Here is a 17,345-nt window from a genome sequence, read left to right as displayed (position 1 = left end):
ACCTTTACGATAGTTTTTACAGTTGAAGGGGAAGCGATGGCTGAACAACTTGAGTTTTTTGACATTCCTAGCCCTTGTCGTAGTATTTGCCAAACGAATGAGCAAGGTTATTGCCTAGGCTGCTATCGAACTCGTGACGAACGATTCAATTGGTTAAAATTTTCGAATGCAGAAAAACGCAATATCATTCGGTTATGCCGCCAACGCTATCTAAGAACGATAAATAAAAAAGTCGTTCAAGGTGACGTTATCGATAGTCAGCAACAACTTTTTAATGAATAACATTGGGAGATTGTTGATTGATTTTAATCATATAGTTTTCATCTAAATTAATTCATCTAAATTAATTCATTTATAATTATTTTAATTTTATTAGTTTCCGTGTTTACATTTCAATTAAATTTTATTTATTAAAATTTAATATGCTTGAATTAAAATGAATTTCATATCGAATCTTTTTAAGATTAACTATATTGTTTTGTTTTTTAATGAGTTATATTAAGTTGTATTTTCTATTGTTTCTGGTAATTACCATAAAGACTAAAATAGATAGATCCAAAAGAAGACTCCAGCTATTCTTATTAGTAAGAAAGTTTATAGATTATGGTATTTTCCTGAGTAGACTTTCCAATTTAAAATAGATATGTATTAACCTGATACATATCACTTTAAGCTGATGGAGATATCACTACAAATAGGTATTTGTTAGCTTTTACGTCAATAAAAAGTTGTAAACATAAAAGGAAATTAATATATAATTTAAAAAATAATATGAGTCTGGTATATTTTTTAGACATTATAATTATATAAAAGGAGGGTAAATTGGAATCACAAATAGGGACAGAGCTATCACGTGTAGTTCGCATGTGGAGAGCATTAATTGACCATCGATTAAAACCACTAAAACTAACGCAAACTCATTGGGTTACACTACATAATATTAGCCAGCTACCACCTGAACAATCACAGATCCAACTGGCGAAAGCCATAGGAATTGAGCAGCCGTCGCTCGTCAGAACATTAGACCAATTAGAGGAAAAAAAACTCATTTCAAGGCATACTTGTGCAAATGATAGACGTGCAAAAAGAATCAAACTAACTGAGGAATCAGAGCCATTTATTAAAACAGTTGATCAAGTGATTAACAATACGCGAATTGAAATATTAAGTAACATTAACCAAGAGGAGCTTGACCTACTGTCTCAACTTTTATTAAAGCTTGAAAGGAATATTATTCGCTTACAGAGTGATTCATGATATTTATATTATATCATGAATAATAAATGGATTTGTAATTATTTGGTTTGTTATGTTTATTAGCCAAGCGTAGCTTTAAATAGTTTGAACAGCATATATATATAACCTATATACTTTTGCTTTAATCATTAAAGTCATGAGTGATATTATTTCAATGGATCAATTTTAATGTGCTATAACTATTGTGAATAGGAAAGGGGTTTAATCATATTGGTTAAAAAATGTGTCATTAACTAGTTTAATATGGAATTCAGTACTTAGAATAGAAAAATACGTTTATGGTAATATCAACATGCATCAATGTTGCGCAGGAAAAATAAGTCAGTCTTTTTAGTTTATACACAAATAATCTAAAGATTAACGTGCGCATCATTAGTTAATCAATGAAGATAATACTATATGTGATAGATAGTTGAATGTTATTGAATGGCAGATGATAAGTGATGTTCACCGACATTGTCGTCGGTGAACATGCTTTAATCATTAATATGACAAAATTAGCGAGGGGATACTGTAACTGTATTTCCGCTATTTGCAATCATGACACGTTGGCCATTACGAAATGTACTAGGATCTTGTTTTTGTACAACAACAATATTTTTACCGCTGTCTAAACGGATCTCTAGTTGAACACCTTGGCTTCTATTTAAGGCGCCTTGCGCTTGTTGCCCAGCTAGACCACCAGCAATAGCACCCGCTGCAGTTGCAAGAGTATTTCCTGTACCACCACCAATGGTATTACCTAATAAGCCACCTAGAACTGCACCACCAATTGCACCGATGACATTACCATCTTCACCAGCTTGAATAGTCACAGGGCGAGCGTTCAAAACAGTACCATAGGTCACAGTTTGAACCTGTTTTGCGTCATTGGCCGAAATAGTATCACCAGAAAGTGTACTGGTATTGACACAGCCTGATAACGCTGCAACTGCAACAACACCTACAAAAACTTTCTTAAGCATAATAACTCCTATGAGATTTGCTGTTTGTGGCACTAACATAGCATCGTATATTTGTTTTCACCATCAACACAACAACTATCAAAATAATGGTATTTAAAGCGATGGTTAGAATACTGATTCTGATTTAAATAGAGTGTAAACACTAGGTAAAATATCTCAAATTCAACATTATTTCATTGAGTAAGGCACGCTTTGTTAAACATACCTCACGAACAGTCATTTTATGAATGTCTTTCGCATTGATAGCTAAAACGCATCCGAATAGTGCCTGTTTAAAATTGAAACACTTTCATGTTTAGCAGATTATTTTATTGCAAAACATTATGTTTAGAATTTTAAATCCATATATTAAAAAACGCCATTTTTATTTAGGTTGTAAAGCAATTTCTGCTCTAAAAATAAATATTTATTATTCCTGCGAAGCAGCACGAGAAATTACATCGAATTGTTGACAAAATTCTCCTTCAAAGCACAATCTTTAATAACTGAAATTGAAAGCGAATGTACACTCTGAAGGAACAAGAATGATGATTAAGTCAGGTCGTTACATAGGGGTTATGTCAGGAACTAGTCTCGATGGAGTTGATGTTGTTCTCGCCGCAATTAGCGATAAATTTGTTGCAGAACAGTCCAGTTTGAGTGTCACATTTCCAATTGACTTGAAAAAAAGAATTTTAAACATCTGCCAAGGCCAAGAAACAACACTATCTGAAATTGGTAAGATAGACCGCGAATTAGGTTCACTTTATGCAGACGCGATTAATCAATTATTGGTAAAAACAGGGTTAACTTCGGCAGATATTATTGCAATTGGGTGCCATGGGCAGACAGTTTGGCATGAACCTGACGGAGAACAGCCATTTACTATGCAACTTGGTGATAATAATCGTGTTGCAGCGTTAACAGGGATCACGACTGTTGGTGATTTTAGGCGTCGGGATATGGCTTATGGCGGTCAAGGTGCTCCCTTAGTGCCTGCTTTCCACTTAGCCGTTTTAGGCCATCCAACTGAAAAACGTATTGTTTTAAATATTGGTGGGATAGCGAATATCACAGCGTTATTACCAGGCGCTTATGTAAAAGGCTATGACACAGGGCCAGGTAATATGTTAATGGATACTTGGACTTGGCGTATTAAGCAAAAATCGTTTGATAATGATGGTGAATGGGCTAGTCAGGGTCATATTGATAATTTGTTACTTAAAAACATGATGAATGATCCTTACTTCAAACGGTCATCGCCAAAAAGTACAGGGCGTGAATATTTTAATATGCAATGGCTAGAACAACATTTAGTCGCGTTCCCTTCAATATCTGCCCAGGACGTACAAACCACACTGTGTGAGCTCACCGCAGCTTCTATTGCTGAACAAGTTTTATTATGTGGTGGAAGTGAGCGGCTAATTGTGTGTGGTGGAGGCGCTAAAAACGCCTTTTTGATGCAGCGTTTATCAGCTCTGTTACCTGGTATTGAAGTAGCGGCAAGTGATAAGTTTGGTCTTAGTGGTGATGATATGGAAGCTTTGGCGTTTGCTTGGTTAGCAGCACGTACTGTCGCTGGGTTATCAGGTAATCTTGCTTCAGTGACAGGCGCGACAAGGGAAACCGTTTTAGGTGCAGTGTACCCTAAAAATAGTGACTAGAAATAATCGAATTAAAGGATATCAAATGAATGAGATAAGTGAAGTCGATCTCGCCTCTATTCGTCGTGAGTACACAAAAGGCGGTCTACGACGCAGTGACTTAACGGCTAACCCATTAACCCTTTTTGAATTATGGATGAAACAGGCGTGTGAGGCGCGACTAAGTGACCCGACTGCGATGTCAGTGGCGACAGTGGACGAAACTGGGCAACCCTATCAACGGATAGTACTGTTAAAGCATTTTGATGATAAGGGCTTAGTATTTTACACCAATATGGGAAGTCGTAAGGCACAACACCTTGAAAAAAATAATAAAATAAGTTTGCACTTCCCATGGTATCCACTTGAACGTCAAGTGAACTTTACGGGCGTTGCTGAACGTTTAAACCCGATTGAGGTGGTTAAATATTTCCACAGCCGGCCTAAAGATAGCCAAATTGCAGCCTGGGCATCTGAACAATCTTCTAAAATTTCAGCAAGAGGAATTTTAGAAGGTAAATTTTTAGAATTAAAACAAAAGTTTAAAAATGGAGAAGTGCCTTTGCCGAGTTTTTGGGGGGGCTTTCGTGTGGTATTTGATAGTGTCGAATTTTGGCAAGGTGGTGCTCACCGCCTACATGACCGTTTTTTATACCAAAGGGAAGGGGAAGGCTGGAAAATTGATAGATTAGCCCCTTAGGATCATGTTTTTTAGCTGGCACTTAATTGATATGCGCTTTATGCTATAGACTCGTTTAAGAAAATTGACAAATTATACTGGCGCGTTTGTGAGATCCATCAAAAACGCGTTGGCCATTCAAACTAAAGTAGATAGACAAAATACAACAGATGGAGTCATTGATGTCTAGCAATAACCTGATTAAACAATTGCAAGAGCGGGGCCTCGTTGCCCAGGTAACGGATGAGGATGCGTTAGCAGAGAGACTGGCGCAGGGCCCTATCTCTCTCTATTGTGGTTTCGATCCTACCGCTGACAGCTTGCATTTGGGACATCTGGTTCCTTTGCTGTGTTTAAAACGATTCCAACTAGCCGGGCACAAGCCTGTGGCGTTGGTAGGTGGCGCAACGGGCCTTATTGGTGATCCGAGCTTTAAAGCTACTGAACGTAAATTAAATACCGCAGAAACCGTTCAAGAGTGGGTAGAAAAAATCCGTAACCAAGTTTCACCATTTTTAAGCTTTGATTGTGGTGATAACAGTGCGCGTCTTGCTAACAACTATGATTGGTTTGGCAAAATGGATGTACTGACTTTCTTACGTGATATTGGTAAGCATTTTTCGGTTAATCAAATGATTAACCGTGAATCCGTTAAGCAACGTCTTAACCGTGATGATGTTGGTATCTCTTTTACTGAATTTGCGTATAACCTATTACAAGGTTATGACTTTGCAAATATGAACCATGAAATGGGTGTAGAACTGCAAATTGGTGGTTCCGACCAATGGGGTAACATTACCTCTGGTATCGATTTAACTCGCCGTCTTCATCAAAACCAAGTGTTTGGCATGACCGTTCCGCTGATCACTAAAGCTGATGGGACTAAATTCGGTAAAACTGAGGGTGGTGCAGTTTGGTTAGATCCGAAAAAAACTAGCCAATACAAATTCTACCAGTTCTGGATTAATACTGCGGATGCAGACGTCTATCGCTTCCTCAAGTTCTTCACCTTCATGGAACTCGATGAAATTAACGCGCTGGAAGAAGAAGATAAAAACAGTGGTAAAGCACCACGTGCGCAATACGTTTTAGCGGAGCAGGTGACTAAATTAGTTCACGGCGAAGCGGGTTTAGCGGCTGCTAAACGCATTACTGAAAGCTTGTTCTCTGGTGCGGTTTCTGATTTAACAGAAGCAGATCTTGAACAACTAGCACAAGATGGTATGCCATGCATCACTTTAGAAGAGGGTGCTGACCTGCAACAAGCATTAGTTGACTCAGAATTAACGCCATCACGTGGGCAAGCAAGAACAGCAATTAGCTCTAATGCGGTTTCTATCAATGGTCAAAAACAGACTGAGCCAATGTATGTCTTTACAGACGCAGACCGTTTGTTTGGCCGTTATACCTTGATCCGTCGTGGTAAGAAAAACGACTGCTTAATTAATTGGAAATAGCTCTGACTAACCTTTGTAATATCAGCCTGGGGAGTTTTCCAGGCTATACTCGTCATATTTCAAGTTGCATGGGTGTTAACTGAACTTAGCTAGCTTGATGACATGCTTATATATGTTCATCAGGTTATCTTCTCTTTTCGACGACATGCAATTTGAATTATTTGGGGTATATTCATATTAGCAATGGCTAATCACTGATTTCTCTTCATTCGATATAACAATTCTCTGGGTTCTTAATGAAAAGCGTATTATCAATTCAATCCCATGTTGTTTTCGGCCATGCAGGAAACAGTGCTGCTGCATTCCCTATGTGCCGTATGGGCGTAGATGTGTGGCCACTCAATACCGTACAATTTTCTAATCACACGCAATACCCTCAATGGACGGGAACCGTATTTCCTGCTCAGCATTTAACAGACATTGTTGAAGGGCTTGCTAAAATTCATAAACTTGAAATCTGTGATGCCGTATTAAGTGGTTATATCGGTTCCGCGGAACAAGGTGACGATATACTTGCGATCGTGAAAAAAGTGAAAGCTTCCAATCCACAAGCCCTGTATTTTTGTGATCCAGTAATGGGGCATCCTGAGAAAGGCTGTATTGTTGCTCCTGGCGTTGCTGAATTCTTATGTGAAAGAGCATTGGCGGCAAGTGATGTTATTGCACCAAACTTACTTGAATTAGAAACACTCGCAGGTAGAACAATCAAGACGGTAGAAGAGGCCATTGGCGCAGCAAGAGAACTTTGTCATAAAGGTCCCAAAATTATTCTTGTGAAACATTTGAGCCGTGCAGCCTATAGGGCTGATCGTTTTGAAATGATTTTGGTTACTGCGGAGCATAGCTGGCATGTTAGTCGTCCATTAGTTGATTTCGGCGAGAAGCAACCTGTAGGGGTGGGCGATTTGACGAGTGGCTTGATGCTAGTGAATTTATTAAAAGGTGAACCCCTTAATAAAGGACTAGAACATGTTGCAGCTGCAGTTTATGAAGTAATGATTAAAACAAAAGAAATGGGTGAGTACGAACTGCAACTGGTGGCAGCTCAAGATAAAATGGTTAATCCAGAACACAAGTTTTGTGCCACTCAGGTAGACTGATTTATCTGTTTTTGACTAGAAATAAAATAGCGCCCTAGTTTTAGGGCGCTATGATTGAAATCTTAGATTAAACCTTCTGCTTTTAGTGCCTCTTGGACATTCGGGCGTTTTGCAACTTTAGTAATGTAATCTTGTAAATGCGTTAAGCTTGATAAATCTAAGCCAACGTGTTTTGCCCATCCACTAACTGTAAATAAATAGGCATCTGCTACGCTAAAATTGTCGCCAGCAAAGAACGCCTGCTTTGCTAATACGGAGTCAGCATATTTGAATTTATTCAATAATACTTTGCGAGCTGTTTCTTTATAATCCTCAGGTGTTCCAGGGGTAAATAAAGGCGAGAAGTTTTTATGAAGTTCTGTTGAGATGAAATTTAACGCTTCCATTTGATGGTAGCGTTTCATTGAGCCAGCAAGAGCAATCAGATTTCTATCTGGTTTTTGGTCTGCAAGATACTGAACAATAACAGCACCTTCAGTAAGTTGATCCCCATTATCTAACACTAGAGTAGGAACTTGGCCTTTCGGGTTTATTGCTAAGAAATCTTCACCTTTCTCTGTTTTTTTCTCTTTGATGTTTACACGTTCAATCGAGAAATCTAATCCAGTTTCACGCAAAATAATATGTGGAGAAAGAGAACAAGCACCGGGAGCGTAATACAATTTCATCATAGGACTCCTAAGTTTTGAAATGGGTAATAATTAGCAAATAAAAATCTCTCTTGTTGAGTATATCACTACTTTCTGTTAGCAAATTGCCATCGGGTGCGAGTTATGCCATAAAAGGTGAATTTAAATAAAAAGGAGTGTGAATAATGCCTTGTCGCGTAGATTTGGATATTCATACTGAAAATGAAAAAAATCAAAGAGATTTAAGATAGTTACCTTATCGAATTAAAAACTAATTTGATAAAATTCTTCACTTATTGGCACATAAAAATTAATAATAAATTTAAATAATAAGTGAGTGAATAAATGGGGAGTATGAGTCATAAGCTCAAATTTTTAGGTAAATTAGACCAAAAACTCATGGCACATACGCCAAGTAATAGTCGTGGCATTAAACGTTTTATTTTAGAATTTTGGTTTTTTGGCCTTATCAATGCACGTTCTTGTTTATTCGCTGGTTTTTTCTTTTTAGCACTATTTTTAGTGCCCGCAAAAGGTATTTTAGGATTACCCCGTTATGATGCCTTGCTGATTTTTGCTGTCGTATTTCAGGCCATATTAGTGTGGTCAAAATTAGAAACATGGGATGAACTAAAGGCGATTTGTGTGTTTCATTTGGTCGGATTTATGATGGAGTTATTTAAAACGTCCGCAACCATAGCGTCATGGCAATATCCCGATGCAGCATTGACTAAACTTTGGGGGGTTCCTTTATTTACGGGGTTTATGTATGCTGCTGTGGGGAGTTACATTATTCAATCATGGCGTTTTTTTAAAGTTAGAATTGAACATTACCCACCCTATTGGATGGCAACGTGTGTCGCACTGGCGATTTATATTAATTTTTTTAGCCATCATTATATTGACGATTATCGTTGGTATTTAACCGCCTTTATTTTTGGTTTGTATGCACGGAGTGTGGTTTTTTATACTCCACTTGATAAAGAGCGCAAAATGCCTTTATTACTTGCCTTTATGTTAATCGGTTTTTTTATTTGGCTAGCCGAAAATTTTGGGACTTTTTTCGGTGTTTGGCAGTATCCCAACCAAATTGGTGCATGGTCAATGGTGCATGCGGGCAAATGGGGAGCCTGGTCTTTATTGGTGATTGTCACCTTTACGATTGTCGTTCACCTTAAACATATTAAGGCGAACGTCACAGTGGCTCGTTAAGGTTACTTTGTCATAAGTATGTTGGTTAAGGAGATAATGATATTCCTTAACCAAGTAGCTAAGATTCAATCTCAATAAGAAAGCGGGATTTTTGTTGATGTTTTTGATCTCCCCAAGGTATCATTCGCTGTTTAGGGTAACTGGCGAAAAATAAAACGATTTCTTGCAATTATAACCATTTTATCTAGGGTGATTTCTCCTTCAATATTCTTATCGAAACGATGTGCAGTCAAATTTGTAATTGTATTGATAACAGATAATGCTTCTATGTTTTCATCATCTAATGAGTGTATTTCGGCTATGCCTTGTAATGCATATGCAGTTGCTTTTTGAGTATTTTAAAGGGTTGAAATGCCACGAAAATTACTGATACGTACCATATCTATTTGAATGCTCATTCCTTTTCCCTTTCCTCTTTAATCCATAGACTATCATTTAGTGTTGTACAATTTTATAGAAAGTAGCTAGAAGTTACAGGTCTTGCCGCCACGCATCAATTGACAGAGGTTCGCCAAAGTGGCTCTCAATTAAACGGCGGGTCACATCGTGAAGTGGAGCGGCAAGTACTTCTGCTGTATTGCCACGCTCCACAACCTCGCCTTTATCCATCACAAGCATTTTATCACTAATATGTTTCATCATCCCAAGGTGTTGAGTTACATAGATATAAGCGATGTCATGTTTGGCTTGTAAGTCTAACATTAAGTTAATAATTTGCGAGCGCATGGACATATCAAGTGAGGCCAGTGCTTCATCCGCCACGATAATTTCGGGTTGTAAAATAAGCGCGCGAGCAAGGGCGATACGTTGTTTTTGCCCTGACGCTAGCATATGTGGGTAATATTCTGCGTGATCTGCTAACAATCCGACTTGGCGCAACGTTTGGATAATTCGCCTTTCACGCTCTATACCTGTTAAATCTGTATTTAGTTTTAACGGTAACTCCAATGTTTGGCCGATACGTTGTCGGGGGTTCAGCGAGGTACTAGGGTCTTGGAAGATCATACGGATACGTTGACTACGGTAACTATAATCACCAAAATTTAGACGCTGTCCGCGGATCATAATATCTCCGCTGGTGGGTTCTACAACCCCAGAGAGCATCCGGGCTAATGTTGATTTTCCTGAACCATTAGCTCCAATAATTGCCAGGGTCTGGCCTGCTTGTAAATTAAAGCTAATCGGCTTAACGGCTTGCAGTTCGTGGCGATGGAACAAACCTTCACGAAACCGAAAAGTTTTCGTTAGATTACGGACTTCTAATAACGTTTCCATTAGGGTTGCTCCTCAGTATTGAGTGGGTAATGGCAAGCCACTAAATGGTTTTTGATATTACGTAGCTGTGGGGCTTCAATACAGGTGCGCTGTGCATAAGGACAACGTGGCCCAAGCCGGCAGCCAATAGGTAAATGTTCTAATGATGGAATTGCGCCAGGCAAGGTATTTAAACGGCCTTTATGGGGGATTGGGCTTTCAAAATCAGGAATAGATCGAATCAAAGCTTGGGTATAAGGGTGGCGTGGTCGCTGTAAGATATCTTCAGGTGTCGCACTTTCCACGGTTTGTCCACAATATAAAACATTAATGCGGTCTACTAATTTTGACATCATTTCCATATCATGACTGATTAGCAAAATCCCCATGTTATTATTTTGATTCAGCTTATCTAGCAGGCGGAAAATCTGTGCCTGTGTAGTGGATTCCATGGCATTTGTGGGTTCATCTGCAATTAACAAGCGAGGTTGGTTAGCGATAGCAATCGCTATCATGACTTTTTGGCACTCACCATCTGTTAGCTCATAAGGATAGCTGTGCATGATATCTTTATGATCTTTAATACCAACCCGATGCAAAAGCTCAATTGCACGACGTTTTCTCCAGTTAAAACGTTGCCACCAGCGGCCTTTATAAGTCCAACCAGGAATGGATTGAATGAGCTGTTTACCTATGTCAGCTGCAGGGTCTAAGCACGATTGTGGTTCTTGGAATATCATCGAAATATTGTGGCCAATTAACTTACGGCGCTTGCGGGGGCTAAGCTTTAATAAGTCAATATCTTGGAAGCGAAAGCGGTCGGCAGTAACGCGGATGTTATCTTTTGTTACGCCACAAATGGCTTTGGCAATCAAGCTTTTCCCTGAGCCAGACTCACCGACTAAACCGCGAATTTCACCTTCAGAAAGTGTCATAGAGACACGGTCAACGGCTTTGACAGGGCCGTTGGCAGTCATAAACTCAATCGTTAAATTGCGGATGTCTAAGAGCGGCATTATTCAACCCCCGCATTGATGGCTCGGTGTAATCCGTCACCTAGTAAGTTTACAAATAAAACACTTATCATGATAGCGACCCCAGGTAAAATTACTGTCCAAGGGGCAACATAAATCAATTCTAAGGTATCACCTAGCATGGCTCCCCATTCCGAAGAGGGTAACTGTGCGCCTAAATCTAAAAAACCTAAAGCGGCAATATCAAGAATAGCGATAGATAGCGCTCGGGTTAATTCCGTGACTAAGATAGGGGTAATGTTCGGTAATACGGTATACCACAAAATAAAAATGTTAGATGCGCCATCAAGGCGGGCAGCAACGATATATTCTTTGTCTAACTCATCATGCACCGCAACGTAAATTGTTCTTACCATTCGCGGTATCAATGCTAGGCAGATGGCCAACATGGCATTTTCAAGACTTGCTCCCATAAATGCGACAACAATAATCGCTAACAGTAAGGATGGGATAGATAAGAGAGTGTCGAGGATATGATTAAATACGGCAGATTTTAACCCTTTCGTCATTCCTGCAAGGCAGCCTAGAACTAAACCGATAACAGTGGCAATAAAAGTGACAAGGATTGCAGAGCCAAAAGTCGATTTAGTCCCGATTAATAAGCGGCTTAAAATATCACGGCCAAGATCATCTGTGCCGAAGAAGAAAGCAACTTCACCGTAATGTGACCACGATGGTGGCGTTAATTGATACCCTAAAAATTGTTGATCTAAGGCGTAAGGTGCGAGATAAGGACCGATAAAACACAAAATAAGCAAAAATAGCACACCAAAAAAGCCAACCATCGAAACGATGTCTGATGAAAATAAATTCCATACCACCCGCGCAGGGGATGGCATTTTCTGTTCACGATAAAAATTATCTGAGGACATACCAATCCTTATGTTTTAACGGGTCCATCATTGCGCCTAAAATATCGGATAACACGTTGACAGTAATGACGAGTGCGCCAATTAACATAACACCTGCAGAGATTGCGGAGTAGTCTTCTTGTCGGATAGCAGTGACAAGCCAACGTCCAAGCCCTGGCCAGTTAAACACTAATTCAGTAACCATGGTGAGTGTAAGCATAGTGGAAAATTGCAGACCCAGCTTTGGTATTATGGGGGGAATAGCATTATGAAAAATATGACGGCGAATTATTTTAAGGCGAGAAAGCCCGCGGATAGCCGCAGCTTTGATATAGTTTTCACTTGCAATTTCTTCAGTGCTGTTTCTCACTAAGCGAATGACTTCAGTCGTTGGCGCTAAGGCGAGGGTGAGTACAGGTAAAATCATATGTTCTAACACATTGATTATCATGTCTTTACGATAAGGTGATTCAGAGAGCCATGCATCAATTAGTGCAAAACCAGTGACTGGTTTTAGGTTATATAATAGGTCAATACGGCCTGAAACTGGAAGCCAGCCAAGATGTAATGAGAAAAATAAAGTCAGTACCAGAGCTAAAACAAATACAGGAACGGAAAAACCCAGTAAGGCAAACACACTAATGGCAATATCTGCGGGTTTGTTACGCCAAAATGCAGCAATAATGCCAAGGGGGATACCTGTTGTTAAAGCAAAAATAAATGCCAAAATGCACAACTCCATTGTGGCAGGAAATGTGTCTTTAAGTTGTTCGGTAATAGGTTCACCATTAATACTGGACACACCAAAATCAAAATGCAATAAACCGTCAAAGTAGAAAATATAGGCATCTAAGAGTGAGGCACCGCTGAGCGGGGCATTAGGGGTGAAGTAGCTCAGGCTAAAACTGACCAATGACAAAAAGAAGACGGTAACCAGTAATAACAAAAAGCGGCGCAATGAGTAAATAATCATGGTTGCCCCCCTTGTTTTTTCGGTGCCACTTTCGGTTTTTGTTCCATTTCACGATATACCCCTGCAAATGAAGTATTACCAAAGGCACTGATCACGAGTCCTTTCATATCATAACGATAAGCTTGTAATCGTAATGAATAGGCTAATGGTAAAATAGGTAAGTCCTCACCTAAAATTTGCTGAGCTTGATGGTAGTAATCAATCCGTGAGGCTAATTGTTGGGTCAGTAGTGCTTTATGCAGAACTTCATCAAATATGGGGTTACACCAATGACTTAAGTTAGTTTGTGAACCAATTGCTGCACAACTGAGTAACGGGCGGAAAAAACTATCAGGGTCGTTACTGTCTGTTGTCCAACCTGCTAATGTCATATCGTGAGTTCTATCCATTAGCTGATTCTCTTGGAAGCGGCCTTCTACTGAGCGGATATTCATGGTGATGCCAACTTGGGCTAAGTCTGCTTGAATAAGCTCTGCCATTTTTAATGGGCTTGGATTATACGATTGTGAAGCAATAGGCACCCACAAATCTAATTTCAGATTTTCTAACCCCATATCTTGTAGCATTTGCTTGGAAAGTTCAGGGTTGTAATCTGTAATTTTAGCTTGGTTATCATAAGCCCAAGATGCACGTGGTAAGATTGATGCTGCTGTTTCTGCGGTGCCATAATAAATCGATTGCATCAGTCGCTCATTATTAATGGCGTAAGCAATCGCTTGACGAACTTTGAGTTGATCCAGCGGCGGCTTGCTTGTATTAAATGCCAAATAGGCAATATTCATCCCTGAACGCATGGAGATGCGCAGGCGAGGGTCATCTCGTAGGACTTTTAGTTGACTCGCAGCAGGGTAAGCTAACACATCACACTCCCCTGTGAGCAGCTTTGAAATACGTCCTGTGCCTCCAGCGCCCATATCGATCACGACTTCTTCCATACGTGGCTGGCCTTTCCAGTAATGATCATTTCTTAGCAAGCGAACAAATTGGCCGGCTTGGTAGTCATCTAGCTTAAATGGCCCTGTACCAATGGGGCGCCAATCAATCAATTCTTGGCGATTAACACTTGATAGCGAGTCAGCATACTGAGCCGAGAGAATAGGGGCGTAGTGAGTCGCTAAATGCCATAAGAATGATGCATCAGGGGAATTTAGGCGAAATTCCACAGTGTAATTATTAATTTTACGAATGCTTTGTACACTGCTGGCAAATTGCAGGCTATCAAAGTAAGGATAACGACCACCATTAATATAATGATAAGGATGGTTAACTTCAAACATCCGAGCAAAGCTAAAAACCACATCATCTGCGTTCATATTGCGTGAAGGGGTAAACCAAGGTGTTTCTTGGAACTTAACATCTTTTCTTAGGTAAAGACGATAGGTCGCGCCATTATCAAACACTTCCCAGCGTTCAGCGAGTTCTGGAATGAGACGATATGTAAATGGGTCGACATCCAGTAAGCGGTCATAAATTTGTGCGCCTAGCGGATCAACGATTAACCCACTACTGACGAGTTGAGGGTTAAAAGTTGTCACAATCCCATTCACACAGTAAATGAAACCTTTCTGGCGAATATCTGCAGGGACTTCATTAGCGACAATATCTGTAAACCGTTCTTGGTTACTGAGCGCATTGGCAGATGTAAGAATGAGAAATAAAAAGCAAAGAGTTAGTCGGCGCATAACACTGATATCGTTAACCTGAATTGACCTATTGTAGCGTAAAAAAGAGCAAACAGGGTATAAGCAAAAATTTGACGTTAACGCTGAACGAAAAGCCATCTAGATAAAACTGATAATAATAAAATTATGATGTTTATCATTGAAGTATGTCTGAATGAGAAAAAATCGCATTAAAAAGCTTTACAAATGACACTGATAACTATTATCATTCGCTTTGTCACTTAGGTGTATGCCTATAGTGACAAGGCATGACATTGCTCACATTGCTTCCAGTGTTTTATTTGATAGCCAGCTTGGGTGCTGGCTTTTTTTTGTACTTTTTATAAGAAAAGGCTACGGCTTGTCATTTTATGACTATTATGGCTGAGCAGGTTTGTCTAAACCAACAAATTTTAAATCATCTTCTGTAACATTACCTTGTAGTGTACATAAAAAGCGGACGACACCGCGTTTTTCATCTTTCTCGATAATCATCATTTTTTCCGCGGAATAAGGTTTTAACCCATAGTTTTGAGCTGCATATTCATTAAATACCCATTTTTCATCTAAACTGTGTCTAATCATTGGTGCATAAATATAGCTATTACCTATTTTTAGAATGCTAATTTTTGAGGATGTATAGCGGATGACTTCATCAAGACTTTGTGTTGTTTCAAACCCCCAAAAATAATACTGCCCACGCATCCCCATATAAGTAAAATTATCATACTTATCGAAGTCACTGTGGCTAACAAAAAAACGGTTAAAGGTGACAAAACCTGTTGGCGAAAAATGAAGGTCAACTGAAAGTGAAGGGCTATCATTAATGTATGTATGTTTTAGTGTTTTTGAAATATCTTCAAGTACAGGGTATTCATTTATTTTTTTAAAAAAAGAAGCATCGCAATAGCTAAATGTACGCATCAATGATTCGGCATGGGTCATAGCAGACATCCCTAGGAGCAACCAAGGGATAGCAAATATGTTTAGTTTTTTCATAATAAGCTCCTTGTGCTATGCAATAGTATTAACATAAATACCATATAAATATATTTTTCGTTGTGGGGAATTATGTCAATATGTAAAAATAAATAAAAAAAATTGAAAAAAGGTTTTATATCCACATGATTTCCGTCTTTGAATAAAGAATTAAAAATAAAATCATAAACTATTTGGATAAAACGAATGTATATAAATAAAACGCTAATGTTTTCTTAATGCTGATTTTCATTGTTAATTTTTGTTTGGTCAATGAGCTTTAGTTATAGAACTATATGAATATTATATTTTTATTAAGGTGTAAAATGAAAAGTGAATAATCGTATTTCAATAAGCATCGGATAATGATTTGTTATTATGAGTAAATACGTAATTACATTAATAGAAACACTGAAAGTACTGAAATATTTAGTAAGAAAAAATATTCTCTGAATATTAATTAAAAAATAAGGAGAGTAAATACCTAAAACAATATCGCTGAATATTGTTTTAGGTATATCTATTCATTTTCAATTTGATATTTTTTTACCAATCCTCGCAATTGATCATAGCTTAGGGATAGGGATTGGGCCGCTTTGCGTTGATTGTAGTGACTCGCGATGAGAGCACGTTCAAGTAGCTGTTTTTCAGTCTGTTGCTGCCATTGTCGCAAATCACAAGGGAGTGTTGGCAGAGTGCAATGTGCGGGCACGACGTCAACCTTGCTAGTGGGTGTCTCATGTAGCTCAGCTAGCTTTTCGCCAAATGGGTTGAAAATAATGGTGTTGACGGGAGTCGCTTGATCTCCATGGCGGTATACTGAACGCTCAATGACATTTTTCAATTCTCGCACATTTCCTGGCCAAGGGTATTGCAATAATGCTTGCTCTGCGTCAGGTGTAAATCCTGTAAAATGCGAACGTTTTAACTCCCCACACATTAAAATGGCAAAGTGTTCTGCTAATAATAAGATATCTGGCTGACGTTCGCGTAGGGGAGGAATACGGATGACATCAAATGCAAGCCTATCGAGCAAATCGGCACGAAATCTGCCTTGCTTGGCGAGCTCAGGTAAATTGGCATTGGTCGCACAAATCAAACGCACATCAACTCGCAGAGATTGGCTACCCCCAACACGTTCTAATTCACCGTATTCGATGACTCTTAATAGCTTTTCTTGCACTGACATTGGCGCAGTAGCGAGTTCATCAAGGAATAATGAGCCTTTGTCTGCGCGTTCAAAACGCCCTTGATGGCGCTTTTGTGCACCCGTAAATGAACCTGCTTCGTGGCCGAATAGTTCAGAATCCAGTAAATTCTCATTGAGTCCACTGCAGTTGAGAGAGATAAAGGCTTCTTGCCAACGGGGAGAAAGGTAATGTAAGCGGTCTGCTATCAATTCTTTACCTGTACCACGTTCACCAATGACGAGTACAGGTTTGTTTAATTGGGCAAGTTCGGATGTTTGCTCGAGAACATCTAAAAAATTACTGGAAACTCCGAGGATCGTATCATTAGTCTGTTTCATGGTTATATTTACCAATAATTGGTTTATTTGACCGATGGTTTAACTATAAACGAAACCTGCTTGATGTAAAGATTTTTTATTAAACATAATAAAATCAATTGATTATTTAAAATTTAAAAAGTTGGCACGTAGGTTGCTAAGTTAT

Annotated in this window: 16 protein-coding genes; 7 read left to right on the top strand and 9 right to left on the bottom strand. The window is 39.0% G+C overall.

The features are described from left to right. Positions 1–36 precede the first annotated feature (36 nt). Both ACE2AL_RS12005 and slyA read left to right on the top strand, forming a co-directional pair. Positions 37–282: a DUF1289 domain-containing protein gene (locus ACE2AL_RS12005; protein WP_206084049.1), complete on the top strand. Its 246-nt coding sequence runs from the start codon at positions 37–39 to the stop codon at positions 280–282. Positions 283–822: 540 nt separating this feature from the next. After that, the gene (gene slyA, locus ACE2AL_RS12000; protein ID WP_206084050.1) at positions 823–1,257 is read left to right on the top strand and encodes a transcriptional regulator SlyA; all 435 of its coding nucleotides are present in this window, start codon (positions 823–825) and stop codon (positions 1,255–1,257) included. Between the two features lie 497 nt (positions 1,258–1,754). Here the strand turns inward: slyA and ACE2AL_RS11995 are convergent, their stop codons facing one another. Beyond that, a complete protein-coding gene (locus ACE2AL_RS11995) occupies positions 1,755–2,222 on the bottom strand; it encodes a glycine zipper 2TM domain-containing protein (RefSeq protein WP_206084051.1) in 468 nt (155 codons plus the stop codon). A 527-nt stretch (positions 2,223–2,749) separates the two neighbouring features. Here ACE2AL_RS11995 and anmK point away from each other — a divergent pair. The 4 genes from anmK to pdxY all read left to right on the top strand — a co-directional run bounded on the left by anmK (position 2,750) and on the right by pdxY (position 7,080). Next, a complete protein-coding gene (anmK, locus tag ACE2AL_RS11990) occupies positions 2,750–3,865 on the top strand; it encodes an anhydro-N-acetylmuramic acid kinase (RefSeq protein WP_206084404.1) in 1,116 nt (371 codons plus the stop codon). A 25-nt stretch (positions 3,866–3,890) separates the two neighbouring features. Then, positions 3,891–4,544 (top strand): pyridoxamine 5'-phosphate oxidase, encoded by a 654-nt coding sequence (gene pdxH, locus ACE2AL_RS11985; protein WP_225818251.1) that lies wholly within the window; start codon positions 3,891–3,893, stop codon positions 4,542–4,544. A 161-nt stretch (positions 4,545–4,705) separates the two neighbouring features. Continuing rightward, on the top strand, positions 4,706–5,980 hold the full coding sequence (gene tyrS, locus ACE2AL_RS11980; RefSeq protein ID WP_206084053.1) for a tyrosine--tRNA ligase: 1,275 nt from the start codon (positions 4,706–4,708) through the stop codon (positions 5,978–5,980). 236 nt (positions 5,981–6,216) lie between these two features. After that, the gene (gene pdxY, locus ACE2AL_RS11975) at positions 6,217–7,080 is read left to right on the top strand and encodes a pyridoxal kinase PdxY (RefSeq protein ID WP_272538597.1); all 864 of its coding nucleotides are present in this window, start codon (positions 6,217–6,219) and stop codon (positions 7,078–7,080) included. A gap of 62 nt (positions 7,081–7,142) precedes the next feature. Here the strand turns inward: pdxY and gstA are convergent, their stop codons facing one another. Continuing rightward, positions 7,143–7,748, bottom strand: a complete 606-nt coding sequence (gene gstA, locus ACE2AL_RS11970) for a glutathione transferase GstA (protein ID WP_206084055.1) — start codon at positions 7,746–7,748, stop codon at positions 7,143–7,145. Positions 7,749–8,054: 306 nt separating this feature from the next. Between gstA and ACE2AL_RS11965 the strand changes: the two genes are divergently transcribed. Continuing rightward, positions 8,055–8,921, top strand: a complete 867-nt coding sequence (locus tag ACE2AL_RS11965) for a DUF817 domain-containing protein (protein WP_206084056.1) — start codon at positions 8,055–8,057, stop codon at positions 8,919–8,921. A gap of 471 nt (positions 8,922–9,392) precedes the next feature. Here ACE2AL_RS11965 and sapF read toward each other — a convergent pair whose 3' ends face one another. From sapF to pspF, 7 genes are all read right to left on the bottom strand, one after another. Next, positions 9,393–10,196 (bottom strand): putrescine export ABC transporter ATP-binding protein SapF, encoded by an 804-nt coding sequence (sapF, locus tag ACE2AL_RS11960; protein WP_206084057.1) that lies wholly within the window; start codon positions 10,194–10,196, stop codon positions 9,393–9,395. After that, positions 10,196–11,191, bottom strand: a complete 996-nt coding sequence (sapD, locus tag ACE2AL_RS11955; protein WP_206084058.1) for a putrescine export ABC transporter ATP-binding protein SapD — start codon at positions 11,189–11,191, stop codon at positions 10,196–10,198. Before sapD ends, sapF begins: the two co-directional genes overlap by 1 nt. Then, entirely contained in the window at positions 11,191–12,081 is an 891-nt protein-coding gene (sapC, locus tag ACE2AL_RS11950) for a putrescine export ABC transporter permease SapC (RefSeq protein ID WP_206084059.1), read from the bottom strand. Before sapC ends, sapD begins: the two co-directional genes overlap by 1 nt. Continuing rightward, complete coding sequence (gene sapB, locus ACE2AL_RS11945) at positions 12,068–13,033, bottom strand: putrescine export ABC transporter permease SapB (RefSeq protein WP_206084060.1); 966 nt, start codon at positions 13,031–13,033, stop codon at positions 12,068–12,070. The genes sapC and sapB overlap by 14 nt, the downstream gene beginning before the upstream one ends. Further along, entirely contained in the window at positions 13,030–14,715 is a 1,686-nt protein-coding gene (sapA, locus tag ACE2AL_RS11940; protein ID WP_272538595.1) for an ABC transporter substrate-binding protein SapA, read from the bottom strand. Before sapA ends, sapB begins: the two co-directional genes overlap by 4 nt. Before the next feature lie 357 nt (positions 14,716–15,072). Then, complete coding sequence (locus ACE2AL_RS11935) at positions 15,073–15,693, bottom strand: hypothetical protein (RefSeq protein WP_375083532.1); 621 nt, start codon at positions 15,691–15,693, stop codon at positions 15,073–15,075. A 499-nt stretch (positions 15,694–16,192) separates the two neighbouring features. Further along, on the bottom strand, positions 16,193–17,200 hold the full coding sequence (gene pspF / locus ACE2AL_RS11930) for a phage shock protein operon transcriptional activator (protein WP_272538594.1): 1,008 nt from the start codon (positions 17,198–17,200) through the stop codon (positions 16,193–16,195). Positions 17,201–17,345 lie beyond the last annotated feature (145 nt).

The organism is Providencia xihuensis (assembly GCF_041953405.1).
GTDB classification, from domain to species: domain Bacteria; phylum Pseudomonadota; class Gammaproteobacteria; order Enterobacterales; family Enterobacteriaceae; genus Providencia; species Providencia vermicola.
This window is presented reverse-complemented; position numbering and strand designations above follow the sequence as displayed.